General features: G+C 35.4%; 16 protein-coding genes. 7 read left to right on the top strand and 9 right to left on the bottom strand.

The features are described 5' to 3' along the window. Nucleotides 1-40 precede the first annotated feature (40 nt). The 8 genes from mgtE to kdsC all read right to left on the bottom strand — a co-directional run bounded on the left by mgtE (nt 41) and on the right by kdsC (nt 7,038). Nucleotides 41-1,402, bottom strand: coding sequence for a magnesium transporter (gene mgtE / locus B8W84_RS05755; protein ID WP_094752323.1), 1,362 nt, complete (start codon nt 1,400-1,402; stop codon nt 41-43). 224 nt (nt 1,403-1,626) lie between these two features. Then, complete coding sequence (gene rapZ / locus B8W84_RS05750) at nt 1,627-2,466, bottom strand: RNase adapter RapZ (protein ID WP_094752322.1); 840 nt, start codon at nt 2,464-2,466, stop codon at nt 1,627-1,629. Between the two features lie 14 nt (nt 2,467-2,480). Then, the gene (locus tag B8W84_RS05745) at nt 2,481-2,927 is read right to left on the bottom strand and encodes a PTS sugar transporter subunit IIA (RefSeq protein WP_094752321.1); all 447 of its coding nucleotides are present in this window, start codon (nt 2,925-2,927) and stop codon (nt 2,481-2,483) included. A gap of 256 nt (nt 2,928-3,183) precedes the next feature. After that, the gene (locus B8W84_RS05740) at nt 3,184-4,629 is read right to left on the bottom strand and encodes an RNA polymerase factor sigma-54 (RefSeq protein WP_094752750.1); all 1,446 of its coding nucleotides are present in this window, start codon (nt 4,627-4,629) and stop codon (nt 3,184-3,186) included. Between the two features lie 40 nt (nt 4,630-4,669). Next, nucleotides 4,670-5,395: an LPS export ABC transporter ATP-binding protein gene (gene lptB / locus B8W84_RS05735; RefSeq protein ID WP_094752320.1), complete on the bottom strand. Its 726-nt coding sequence runs from the start codon at nt 5,393-5,395 to the stop codon at nt 4,670-4,672. A gap of 2 nt (nt 5,396-5,397) precedes the next feature. Then, on the bottom strand, nt 5,398-5,931 hold the full coding sequence (gene lptA / locus B8W84_RS05730) for a lipopolysaccharide transport periplasmic protein LptA (RefSeq protein ID WP_094752319.1): 534 nt from the start codon (nt 5,929-5,931) through the stop codon (nt 5,398-5,400). Then, on the bottom strand, nt 5,918-6,481 hold the full coding sequence (gene lptC / locus B8W84_RS05725) for an LPS export ABC transporter periplasmic protein LptC (RefSeq protein WP_094752318.1): 564 nt from the start codon (nt 6,479-6,481) through the stop codon (nt 5,918-5,920). Before lptC ends, lptA begins: the two co-directional genes overlap by 14 nt. 8 nt (nt 6,482-6,489) lie before the next feature. Then, nucleotides 6,490-7,038, bottom strand: coding sequence for a 3-deoxy-manno-octulosonate-8-phosphatase KdsC (gene kdsC / locus B8W84_RS05720; RefSeq protein ID WP_094752317.1), 549 nt, complete (start codon nt 7,036-7,038; stop codon nt 6,490-6,492). A gap of 203 nt (nt 7,039-7,241) precedes the next feature. Between kdsC and B8W84_RS05715 the strand changes: the two genes are divergently transcribed. The 7 genes from B8W84_RS05715 to murA are packed head-to-tail and all read left to right on the top strand — an operon-like array spanning nt 7,242 to nt 11,738. After that, entirely contained in the window at nt 7,242-8,051 is an 810-nt protein-coding gene (locus tag B8W84_RS05715; protein WP_094752316.1) for an ABC transporter ATP-binding protein, read from the top strand. Next, nucleotides 8,048-8,827, top strand: coding sequence for a lipid asymmetry maintenance ABC transporter permease subunit MlaE (gene mlaE / locus B8W84_RS05710; protein ID WP_094752315.1), 780 nt, complete (start codon nt 8,048-8,050; stop codon nt 8,825-8,827). The genes B8W84_RS05715 and mlaE overlap by 4 nt, the downstream gene beginning before the upstream one ends. Nucleotides 8,828-8,830: 3 nt before the next feature. Further along, nucleotides 8,831-9,316, top strand: a complete 486-nt coding sequence (mlaD, locus tag B8W84_RS05705; RefSeq protein ID WP_094752314.1) for an outer membrane lipid asymmetry maintenance protein MlaD — start codon at nt 8,831-8,833, stop codon at nt 9,314-9,316. Further along, complete coding sequence (locus B8W84_RS05700; protein ID WP_094752313.1) at nt 9,316-9,930, top strand: MlaC/ttg2D family ABC transporter substrate-binding protein; 615 nt, start codon at nt 9,316-9,318, stop codon at nt 9,928-9,930. Before mlaD ends, B8W84_RS05700 begins: the two co-directional genes overlap by 1 nt. Then, entirely contained in the window at nt 9,927-10,190 is a 264-nt protein-coding gene (locus tag B8W84_RS05695; protein ID WP_094752312.1) for a hypothetical protein, read from the top strand. The genes B8W84_RS05700 and B8W84_RS05695 overlap by 4 nt, the downstream gene beginning before the upstream one ends. 9 nt (nt 10,191-10,199) lie before the next feature. Then, entirely contained in the window at nt 10,200-10,448 is a 249-nt protein-coding gene (locus B8W84_RS05690; protein WP_094752311.1) for a BolA family protein, read from the top strand. 18 nt (nt 10,449-10,466) lie between these two features. Beyond that, entirely contained in the window at nt 10,467-11,738 is a 1,272-nt protein-coding gene (gene murA / locus B8W84_RS05685) for a UDP-N-acetylglucosamine 1-carboxyvinyltransferase (RefSeq protein ID WP_094752310.1), read from the top strand. A gap of 186 nt (nt 11,739-11,924) precedes the next feature. Here the strand turns inward: murA and degS are convergent, their stop codons facing one another. Further along, nucleotides 11,925-12,998, bottom strand: a complete 1,074-nt coding sequence (gene degS / locus B8W84_RS05680; RefSeq protein ID WP_094752309.1) for an outer membrane-stress sensor serine endopeptidase DegS — start codon at nt 12,996-12,998, stop codon at nt 11,925-11,927. Nucleotides 12,999-13,183: the final 185 nt, after the last annotated feature.

Genomic DNA, 13,183 nt, shown 5'->3' with positions numbered 1-13,183 from the left:
TTAGTGCACTGTGATTTTAATTATTTGTTACTCTTTAATTTTAATGTCGCAACACCAGCGTTGCCATGCCTAAGAATGAGAATAATCCCACTACATCTGTAATCGTCGTTAATGCCATGCCACCTGCAAGAGCAGGATCTATTTTATATTTATGCATGAGTAACGGAATACTAACCCCGGCAATACCTGCAATCGATAAATTAATAAACATAGCGCCGGCAATGATTAAGCCAACTGAAATATCGCCTTTCCATATAGTAACAGCGGTTGCAACTAAAACAGCCCAAACCATACCATTGAGCACACCTATAGCGGCCTCTTTACCAATTAGCCATCTTGCATTACTACTATTAATATGGCCGACAGCAATGCCACGGATAACTAAAGCTAATGTTTGATTTCCCGCTATTCCGCCCATACTTGGTACAATCGTCATCAGCACGGCAAGCGTTGCCATTTGCTCTAGGGTGGCCTCAAACATATTTGAGACAGAGGCGGCAATAAAGGCTGACAACAAATTAATACATAACCACATGTTTCGTCGTTTAGCACTTGAAAAAACAGGAGCAAAGGTATCTTCATCATCATCCATACCCGCCATGCCCATCATAGAATGCTCGCCAGATTCTCGGATAATATCAACAACATCATCAATGGTAATGCGGCCTAGAAGTCGGTTGTTTTTGTCGACAACCGGTGCTGATATCCAATCGTGGCGTTGAAAAAGTTTTGCTATTTCTTTTTCATCCATTTCAACTAATAGCATTTCAGTTTGGCTATTCATTACATCGGCAACTGAATGTGAGGGATCAACAGTCAGTAAAGTTGAAAGTGGCACATCACCAATTAATTGGTCGTTAACATCGACGACATAAAGAGTATCGGTGGTTTCTGGTAATCTGCCTTTTAAACGTAAATAGCGCAAAACAACATCAATGGATACATTCGGTCGCAATGTGATAGTTTCGGTGTTCATAATTGAACCCGCGGTGTCTTCGGGGTAAGCAAGTGCCTGCTCTACACGGTGCCTATCTTGCTCTGCCATTTGTTTTAAGACAGCTTGATACAGACTATCTGGAATGCCACGTAAAATATAAGCAAGTTCATTGCTTTCCATACCTTCAGTTGCGGCAACAAGATCGCTGGCTTGCATTAAACTAATTATGCCATCTTTAGCATCTTCATTGAGTTCTTCAAGGATCTCACCTTGTTGATCGTGATCGGTCAAATTCCAGAGTATTTTACGATTCGTAGGAGGCGATGATTCAAGTAATAATGCGACATCACAAGCTGGCATTTTTTCAAGTAGACGGCGAGTTGAAACAAACATACCACTTTCTAAAGCATTATTTACATCAATTAAGCGTTGTTGGGCGTTTTGTAACTCATTGTTTTCCAACATATAGTTGCCCTTTTCCTTATTCTAGAAAGCTATCTTATCGACGTTTGATGAAGGCAAGTATACTTTGTGTGTGACCTTTATATTCGGCTCTTATATTATTTGTTTTATCTCTATTATGCGTTAATATTTATCATTTTTTTGGTTTGTATGCCATGCCTAGTTTAACATAGAGTAACTTATTGCGTATTGTAGTTATTTGTTAACTAATAGTCACTGCTTTCTTGTTATTTTAAACATTTATGCTCTATTTGTACTGGATAATGACTTTTAAAGCGCTTAGCAAGTTGCTCTGTAACATAAACAGAACGATGCTTTCCTCCGGTACATCCAATAGCAATGGTTACATAATGACGATTATTATTTTCTAAATGTACAAGCCAAGATTGAAATAGGTTCTCAATTTGATTAATGCTTTGTTTTACAATAGGAAAAGCATTTAAGTAATCTTCGATACAAGTATCTAATCCCGTATATTTACGTAAGTTTTCTTGCCAGTGTGGATTGGGTAAAAAACGCACATCAAACATGTAATCAGCATCCTTAGGATGCATATATTTAAAACCAAAGGATTGAAATATTAAGAGTAGCTTACTTTTACTGTTCCCTTGTAAATAAATTTTTAAACGTTCATTCAGATTATGAATAGAGAGAGTTGTCGTATCAATAATAAGCGATGCATTTTCTTTAATCGGCTTTAATAATTTATTTTCAAGCTCAATGGCCTGAGATAATGACATTCTTTGTTTAGAAAGAGGGTGTAATCTTCTTGTTTCGCTATAGCGTCGAATAAGTTCGTTGCTATCCGCATCAATATAAATAATTTCACAATCAACTTTATTTTGTAAAGCTTGTAACACATTTGCTATTTTTAACGGGTCACAGGGTAAATTTCGGATGTCTAAACTAATGGCTACTTTATTGTTTTTTGCGTCAACATGCTCTAAAAGTTGTTCAAGTAAAGCAAAAGGAACACCATCAATGCAGTTATAACCCAGATCTTCAAGCACATGTAATGCTATGGTTTTACCTGAGCCAGAGCGGCCACTGATGATGATTAATTTCATAGTTAAGAGCCTAATTAATTACATTGTAAGTATTGGAACAACACTTTGTCATTTTTAGCACTTCTTAGTTGACGTAATAGTGTTTTATCTAACAACTTTTCACTGATAGTTGCAAGGGTACTTAAATATTCTTTACAGCGATCTTCGGGAACAAAAATAGCAAATAAGATATCAACATTATTGCCATCGAAAGCATTATAATCAATGCTATTTGTACATTGTAAAAAAATACCGGTTGCGGGTAAAGAGCTGGGTATTTTAATATGTGGAATAGCAACACCAGAGCCAACAGCTGTAGAGCCTATTTTTTCTCGTGCAATCAGCTCATTAAATAGTATCTGAGGGTCAAGATTTAATTTTGTGGCTGCGCTAATACTTATTTTTTCTAAAGCCGATTTTTTGCTGTTACAATTTACTTGGCTAAAAACGGAATCTTCAGTTATTAATGTTGATATTTTCATAGGGATCACTCTTTTTCTGCTTAGTCTAGATGGTAGAAACAAACATCTTTTCAAAAAGTTTATGCGTAAAGATTAAGCGTTTAAGTAACGCGTAAGCAGAATAACATTAACATTAACATTAACATAAACTCCTAGCTATTCTTTCGGCTAAGAGTTTTTCTTTAAGGTGCGCGATTCTAGCAGGTTGTAAGTGCATTGCTATGTGTAAATTATTATTTTTTAATTTGGATCAAATTGTATTTTAGACAAGATTGTATTAAATCAGTTGTTTTCTTTGATTCGATGGAGGAATTCCTAATGACTCACGGTACTTTGCTACTGTGCGACGTGCCACTTTAATACCTTGACTTTCAAGTGTTTTAGTCATTTTATTATCACTTAATGGTTTGTTGTTTGGCTCGTTTGCGACTAATTTTTTTATGAGAGCTCTAATCGCTGTGGAAGAACATTCACCGCCACTTTCAGTGGCAACATGGCTCGAAAAGAAAAATTTTAATTCATAAATTCCATGTGGGGTATGCATAAATTTTTGGGTGGTTACACGAGAAATAGTCGATTCATGCATTTCAACTTCATAAGCCACATCGTTGAGCACCATGGGTTTCATTGCTTCACTGCCAAATTCAAAAAAGTCTTGTTGCTGCTGTACAATACAGTTTGATACTTTTAAGAGCGTTTCATTACGACTTTCTAAGCTTTTAATAAACCATTTAGCCTCTTGTAAGTGACCTTTAATAAATTGATTGTCGGTTTTACTTAGTTTTCCTTTACACAGGTTGGCATAACGTTGGTTAATAAATAAATTAGGATTACATTCTTGGTTTAAAGAAACGCACCATTGGCCTGCTATTTTTTTTACATAAACATCCGGTACAATATATTGGGCTTGGCTACTTTCTATTTTGTTACCAGGACGGGGTTCTAAACTTTGTATTAAGCGCATAATCTGAGCTAATTGTGTTTCTTTTAATTTTGTTTTTCGTGCGAGAGTACGGTAATCTCTATTGGCTAAAAGGTGCATATAGTTACCAATGACCATAAGAGCTTCACTACGCCAGGGTGTATCTTCACTTAAATTTCGGAGTTGAATTTGTAAACATTCTTTTGCACCTCGAGCCGCTACACCAACCGGGTCAAAATGTTGTATCCGTTTAAGAACCGCTAAAATTTCATCAAGCTCTAAATCATCAACTTCTTTTTGTAAACTCTCTAAAATAGACTCACAAGTACTGGTTAAATATCCTGATTCATCGATAGAATCTATGATGCTGGTTGCAATTAATAAATCAGTATCAGAAAAGGGGGTTAATTGCATTTGCCAAATAAGATGATCTTGTAAAGTGGTGCTAGATTCACCTTGATAAATACGATCTTCCCCATCAAAAATGTTTCGGCCCGAAGAGATCGATGTGGTTGGAGGGGGTGAATATGCATCATCCCAGTTATTTTCGACGGGAAGATCATCGGAGAATTCTTGCTTTGTCAAGGCTTCAGCCGTATCGATTTGACTGCTATCTTGTTCTTTTTTTATTTGTTCAAGACCACTATCATCATCTTGCTCGAGAAGTGGATTTTCCTCAAGAGCATTTTGTATCTCTTGTTGTAAATCGAGAGTAGAAAGTTGTAATAATTTGATTGCTTGTTGTAATTGAGGGGTCATGGCAAGTTGTTGACCCATTTTCAATTGTAAACCTTGTTTCATCAAAATACGTTCTTCCTTATAAATAGAGGTAAGTGATAACTTATAACTTAAAAGCTTCACCTAAATAAACTTCTTTTACTTTTGCATTTGCAAGAATTTCGTCTTGTGTGCCAATCGCAATGATTTCCCCATGACTTACTATATAAGAGTGCTGACAAACGTCTAACGTTTCACGTACATTATGATCTGTTATCAGCACGCCTAGACCCCGATCGCGTAATTGTTCAATAATTTTTTTTATATCGAGAACTGAAATGGGATCTACGCCTGCAAAGGGTTCATCTAATAAAATAAATTTAGGATCGGTTGCGAGTGCTCGTGCAATTTCTACACGACGTCGTTCACCACCAGAGAGGCTCATACCTTTATTATTTTTAATATGTGTAATATTGAAATCAGTCAGTAAGGAATTTAATTTTTCAGTACGTTCTTTTGCGCTGAGATCTTTACGTGTTTGTAAAATGCCCATAATATTATCAGTCACAGATAAACGTCGGAAGATAGAAGCTTCTTGTGGTAGATAACCAATGCCTTTTTGTGCCCTTATATGCATCGGATGATGTGAGATATCTTCATCATCAATACATATTTTTCCTTCATCTTGCTTAACAAGGCCGACAACCATGTAAAAAGATGTCGTTTTCCCAGCACCATTAGGGCCTAATAGACCGACTATTTCTCCTGTTTTCACCGTTAAGTTAACGCCGTTAACGACGGTACGTCCTTTGTAACTTTTTACTAATCCCGTTGCGATTAATTCAGACATTTTTATTTTTCTTTTTTTGAGTTAGATTTAGTCTTGTTTTTTTCAAACTGAGCGGGTAAAAAAACCGTTCGGACACGTGGTGATTTATCATTGTCACTCATGACAATAAGTTCTTCCGTGTTTAAATAATAAACTATTTTTGCACCATTAATACGACTGTTGAGCTGTTTTACTTGTGCATTACCGGTCAGTGTTATTTTTGATTTAGCAACATCATACTCAATGCTATTTGCATGAGCATTAAACGGTCTACCATCTTCTTGAGTTTGATAAAACGTAGCTACTTGGCCTTGAGCAAGCATCTTTTCATGATTTGCTTGTTGGCTACGGGTAACGGTTAACGTATCTGCCGTAATGATAATGCTACCTTGTGTTAATAAAACATCGTCTAAAAAAACGACACTGTTTTTTTTCATTTTTGCATGTTGGCTGATGGAGCTAACATGGATAGGTTTTGTATAATCTGACTCGAGAGCTAGCGTATTGATTGAAAATAGTAACGCGCTACAGATTATTCCTGCTTTAATTCTTTTCATTGAAGTACACCGCTTTTATATTGTTTTTTACTATTAATTCATTGCTCAACAGTGAAGCCCACATACCGATACCCTGTTGATGCATTTGAGGCCCATCCCAAGTAATAAAAATATCTGAGCTAATTTCTTTTTTGTCGAGTAATAAAGTAAGCTTTTCTGTTGCCATATTTTGTACCAGTTGATCTAGGCTAAGGTTTTTAACGCGCACCTTATCACTGAGTTGTAATTTATTTTGATCAATTAATACACCTTCTTTACTTTTTATCTGCCAAGTACTTATTTGATTAGTATCTTTATTTCTAATATATACAATAACACGAGGGTTGATAAAAACAGTGTAATCTTCCAGGCTAAAGGTGGTAGATTTATCGGCAAACATTTTGTAGCTAATCTCTCCTTTTTTATCATAATGCACATTACTTATATTATAGGCAATATAATTTGGATTATGCACTTTAGATATTTTTTTTGATGGGTCATTTTTAAAATATGACCAAAAAAGAAAAGCGATTAAGAGTAATGCAAAAGGGATGATATGACGTTTATTCATTTATTTATTCACTCACTTTTACCGGTAGTGATCTGTAATACATTATTACACTGTAAAAAAAGATCGCAGACTTCACGCACGGCTCCAAAACCACCAGGTGTTTGTGTTATTAAATCGGCATTTCGTATGACTAATGGGTGCGCATCCTGTACTGCAATGCCGAGTCCACAGGCTTGTATTACAGGTAAATCTACTACATCGTCGCCGATATAAGCGACTTCATCTGCGTTTAATTTTAGCTGAATAAGTAGGGTTTGATAAACACTTAGTTTATCTTTTTCATCTTGATAAATAAGTGTCACACCTAAAGCATGCATTCTATTTGCGACAATATTCGATTTTCTTCCCGTGATAATGGCAATATTAATGCCGATTTTCATAATCGTTTGCATACCAAATCCGTCTTTAGTATGAAACGCTTTTAATTCTTCTCCTTGGTTACCGAGATAAATACGCCCATCTGAAAAAACACCATCCACATCACAGATAAGGAGTTTGATTTTTTTTGCGCGCTGATAGTTGTCAACGCTGATGTTTCCATAGAGTGTTTCGATCATTGTATTTCTCGATAGCTAAAAGATTAAGCTGTTATTGTCACGGTTATCACTAAAAAAATAAAGGCTTAACTGATGATAAAGCATAAATTTAATGCTTTATCATCATTGAGTGTAAAAGAAGAATATATTTGCCCATTAAAATTTGTATAAAAAAGCGCATTTTATTACACTATAATTTGTTTTTCACTATGTAGATATTTTTAATGAGAAATAACAATCATTTACAAATAAAAAAAATGACATTTAGCCGTTCGGGTCATATTTTGTTTGATCAATTAGATTTTGAATTTAAACGTGGGAAAATCACCGCTATTTTAGGCCCTAGTGGTATAGGGAAAACTACGTTGTTAAAATTAATTGGTGGGCAATTACAAGCGAATAGCGGTGAAATAATTTTTAACGATATTCCTATTCATGATTGCGATCAGAAAATGCTTTTTAATGTGCGCAAAAAAATGGGCATGTTATTTCAAAGTGGTGCTTTATTTAATGAATTAAATGTTTTTGAAAATGTAGCGTTTCCATTACGGGAACATTATCAGCTTGAAGAAAGTTTATTAACAACATTGGTTTTAATGAAGCTTGAAGCGGTAGGATTACGTGGCGTACAACATTTATTGCCAATCGAATTGTCAGGAGGCATGGCAAGACGAGTTGCTTTAGCTCGTGCTATAGCTTTAGATCCAGAACTTATCATGTATGATGAACCTTTCACTGGACAAGATCCAATTTCAATGAATGTATTATTAAAGTTGGTGCAACAATTAAATAAAACCTTAGGTTTAACATCTATTATTGTTTCTCATGATGTTGATGAGGTTCTGTCGATTGCAGATAATGTTTATGTTTTAGCGGAAGGTAAAATTATTGCACAGGGCAGTGTAGAGGAAGTATTTAATGCTACCGATAATGCTCTATTACAGCAGTTTTTATGTGGACATAACGATGGGCCAGTACCTTTTCATGCTAAAGCCGAACCTTTTGTGCAAGAATTAGCTAAGGTTAATTTATGATATCTTCTTTTGTGAGTGCGGTTGGACGGACAATTTTAGCGGTAATACAAGTGACTGGACGTGCATGTTTACTCTTAAAGCGTATATTATGTGTAAAACCACATAAAAAATTATTTTCTTTATTTATTGTACAAATATTTCAGTTGGGTGTTTTATCTTTGCCGATTATTTTAACGGCTGGATTCTTTATCGGTATGGTATTAAGTTTACAAGGCTATTATGTTCTTGTTGCTTATGCCGCAGAAGAAAATCTAGGCAGTATGGTAGCATTATCGTTATTACGAGAATTGGGACCAGTGGTGAGTGCCTTGCTTTTTGCTGGGCGAGCGGGATCAGCGCTCACCGCAGAAATTGGTTTGATGCAAAGTACGGAGCAACTGGCAAGTATGGAAATGATGGGGGTCTCTCCTTTAAAACGTGTTCTCGCGCCACGCTTATTAGCGGGAATAGTAACCTTACCTATGCTGACCTTATTATTTAATATATTTGCTATTTGGGGCGGATATATAGTGGGCGTATACTGGATGGGTATTGATTCCGGTTCGTTCTGGTCAGTAATGCAAGGCAGTGTTGATGTGTTCGCCGATGTTGGTAACAGCATCATTAAAAGTGTTGTTTTTGCTTTTATTATTACTTGGGTGGCGTTATATAACGGTTATTATGTGATTCCTAATGCACAAGGTATTAGTCGCTCTACCACGACAACAGTTGTCGTATCGTCATTATTAATTTTGGCGATGGATTTTATTTTAACCGTATTTATGTTTGGAATGTAACGGATGTCAATAAAAAAAGTATCAGAAAAAAGAATTGAATTTTGGGTTGGTTGTTTTGCAATCAGTTCAGTAATAGCGCTCGTTCTCCTCGCATTTAGTATTGCTGGTGTTTCCTTACAAGGTAAGGGTAAAAGTTATACGTTATATGCAAACTTTACTAATATTGGCGGTCTAAAGGAACGTGCACCTGTAAAATTGGGTGGCGTTGTTGTGGGACGCGTTGAAAATATAAGTCTTGATGTAGACAACTATATGCCTCGTGTACGCTTATCTATGTATGCAAATAAAGGATATTATTCGGATACGTCATCACTTTCTATTTATACATCAGGATTATTAGGAGAACAATATATTGGTATTATCCCTGGATTTATTGATGAGGAGAGTGAGATGCTAAGTGATGGAGATACGATTGAAGATACTAAACCTGCATTAATATTGGAAGATTTAATTGGTCAATTTATTTATTCATTGCAGAAGGAAGGTTAATGCGTATATTACTGAGTTGTTTTTTATTGTTATTTACCAGTATTGCCACCAGTCAAAGTATTGATATGAGCAATCCTAATTCGGTGATAGCCGATGTATCTAAGCAAGTTTTTGCTCGAATTAATCAAGATGCAGCACAGTTAAAAAAAGATCCTACGCTGATAAATAAGATTATAGCAGAACAATTATTACCTTATTTTGATTATAAATATGCTGCTTATAAAGTGATGGGGGTGCACCTGAGAGGCACAAGTAAAGTACAGCGTCAAAATTTTGTTAATGCATTTAGAGACTATTTAGTTAATGCCTACGGGCACCTATTAAAGGGTTTTAAAAATCAAAAGTTAGAAATATTAGACGTTTCTGATTTTTCTAATAAACGTATTATTACTATCCCTGTTCGAGTCATTGATAGCACTAAAAAAGTGACCAAAATATCCTTTAAATTACGAAAAAACAAAAAAACAGGGCAATGGAAAGTATTTGATGTTATTGCCGAAGGGATCAGTTTATTACAAACTAAGCAATCTGAGTTAACTGGCTTAATCCAGAAAAAAGGCATTGATCATGTCATTGAGCTGTTAAAAACTAAAAATATAGAGTTTTCTTCGTGACGTATTCCGTAAATGACGCAACAATATATCTACAAGGGGAGTTACTCTTAACGTATTTGTCACTAAAAAAATACCCTGTATTAAGCATCTATGAAAAAATAAATAAAGTTGATTTAGAAAAATTAGAGAATATAGATTCTGCCGGGCTTGCTTATTTAGTGCAAATAAAAAGCCACTGTTCAAATATTATTTTTGTAGGCGTTTCTGATAAAATCCTGATATTATCGCATCTTTATGGTGTGAATTTTCTTTTTACATAGTAGGTTTTAATGAATATTGAAAAAATGAAAGAAAAATTAGAAAAAGCATTACAGTTAGACGAATGTATTGTAAAAGGTGAAAATGGTCATTTTCAAGTGATTGTTGTCAGTGATATTTTTACGCCGTTAACACGAGTTAAAAAACAGCAGTTAATTTATGCTGTTTTTGTTGATGAAATTGCAACGAATGCAATTCATGCATTAACAATTAAAGCATTGACGCCAGCAGAATGGCAGAAGCAAAAACATTTTATTTAGTATTGGTAAGGAAAATTCATGGATCAGTTTTTAATTCAAGGTGGCGATCAGTTAAATGGTGAAGTCACAATATCAGGTGCTAAAAATGCAGCGCTTCCCATTCTTTTTTCAACATTATTGTCAAAAGGGGTGCTAAATTTAACTAATGTGCCACTTTTAAAAGATATATCGACCACTCTGGAATTATTAAGAGAGCTTGGTGCTGATGTGTCGCAAGATAAACATAGTGTGCGTATCGATTCTTCATCGGTAAAAAATTATACTGCATCTTATGAGTTAGTACGTAGTATGCGCGCTTCTATTTTAGCATTAGGGCCTTTGGTTGCACGTTTTGGTAAAGCCGATATTTCATTACCGGGTGGTTGTGCTATTGGCGCGCGTCCGATTAATTTGCATATACATGGTTTGGAGCAAATGGGTGCGACAATAAAAGTCGAAGATGGTTTTATTAAAGCTCGTGTAGATGGGCGTTTAAAAGGCTGTCACCTCTATATGGATATGGTCAGTGTCACCGGAACCGCTAATTTAATGATGGCGGCTGTGCTTGCTGAGGGAACGACTACGATTGAGAATGCGGCGAAAGAGCCTGAAATTGTTGATCTTGCAAAATTTATCAATGGTATGGGTGGTAAAATTAGTGGTGTTGGTACCGAAACAATTGTGATTGAAGGTGTTGAATCACTAGGTGATTGTCATTATAAAATTCAACCTGATCGTATTGAAACCGGTACTTTTCTTGTTGCGGGCGCTGTAAGTGGTGGTCGAGTTAAATGTGTAAAAACAGATCATAAATTATTAACGGCAGTATTAGTGAAATTAGAAGAAGCTGGTGCGTTAGTTAGTATGGATGATGACTGGGTAGAAGTAGATATGCGAGGTAGGGAGCTTAAATCGGTGAATATTACAACTGCACCATATCCTGCATTCCCGACTGATATGCAAGCTCAATTCACACTTTTAAATACTGTTGCGACGGGTATTGGACGCATCAAAGAAAATATATTTGAAAATCGTTTTATGCATGTTCCTGAATTACAGCGTATGGGTGCAAATATTGAGCTAGATGGTAATTTAGCAATTTGTGGATCTAAGGATCGTTTAACGGGAGCTAAAGTGATGGCGACAGATTTACGCGCCTCGGCAAGTTTGGTGATTGCAGGTTTAATTGCGAAAGGTGAAACAATTGTTGATGAAATTTATCATATTGATCGTGGTTATGAAGCCATTGAAGATAAATTGATTCCATTAGGTGCCAAAATTAAAAGAATTAAGTGTAAAAAGAACCTTTAAGCTAAGATATATAAAAAAAAGGGGAGCGTAAGCTTCCCCTTTTTTATTTGGTATCGGAAAATTAAAGTCATTTTCTTATTAACATAATACCTAAAAGTTTATTTTATAGTTAAACAATTAATTTTTATAACGTTTAAGTGTGTATTTATAAATGCATATAATAATAAAAGGAACGTTAAACGTTTTTTAATCTAAGCGTAAAGAATCAAACTCACCAATGGTAACCTCAAGTTTAAGGGTTTCACCCTTGCGCAAGAGTGTCAGAATAACTTTTGTACCGGGTTTAAATTCTGCAACTTTATCTAATGTTTCGATAAAATTATTGGCTTTTTCATCATTTATTTTCAGTAAAATATCACCTTCTTTTACGCCTGCTATATCTGCGGGGCCTCCGGTCGCTAAAAATTCGACTATCAGGTTATCTTGTGCTTTTAGTCCCCATAATCGTGCAAGAATAGGATCGATTTTTTTACCTCTAATCCCTAAAGATCCGCGAATAACTCGTCCATATTTAATCAGACTCTGTGTGATTCGGTTGGCTAATTTATACGGGATAGCAAAGCTGATACCATTACTTAAATTATTCTTATTACTATAAAATTCAGAGGTGTTAATCCCTACTAATTCACCACGGCTATTGATTAATGCTCCCCCCGAGTTACCCGCATTAATCGCCGCATCTGTTTGCAGAAAATCTTGGCGTCCAGAGGAACTCATTCCACTTCGGCCTGTTGCGCTAATAATTCCTTGGGTTATCGTTTGTCCGAGATTATAAGGATTACCGATTGCTAATACAATATCGCCTACACGAGGATTATATTTTGGATTTTGTGGGATAGTAGGTAAATTATCCCCATCTATTTGTAAAACGGCTAAGTCTGTTAACGAATCACTGCCGATAATTTTTGCGGTAAAAAGTCGTCCGTCTTGTAATGCGATTAAAATTTGATCAGCTTGTGCAATAACATGATAATTGGTCACAATATAACCATTTTTACTGACGATTATTCCAGATCCAAGTCCAGTAGGCTGTAAATGCTGAGCGGTATCAATGGTTGAATTAGTATATTGTTGAGAGTATATATTAACGACCGCTGGTGATGCTTTTATGACGGCGTCATGGTAGCTAAGAATTTGATCATTATTGATGAAATCACTTAATTTTTGTTCGTATTTTACGCCTTGCAAGAGAAGCGTTGCAATAACAAGCCCTCCTATAATAGGTTTTAAAAAATAGAGAAAATGAGTTTTAAATTGCATTTCAAACCATCAACCAAGATAAAATAAAACCTTATACTACCTTTTTTCTATATCTAAGCTTCTTTTTTTTATGATTATATTTTTTTATGTGTGAAAACAACACTCATGGAAAAGCGAACTCAAAAAAAGTGGGGAATAAAATGAGCTAAGTATCAAAAATAAAAAAGCACTGCATAGTGCAGTGC

It is taken from the genome of Psychromonas sp. CD1, from assembly GCF_002239585.1.
Classification (GTDB): Bacteria; Pseudomonadota; Gammaproteobacteria; order Enterobacterales; family Psychromonadaceae; genus Psychromonas.
This window is presented reverse-complemented; position numbering and strand designations above follow the sequence as displayed.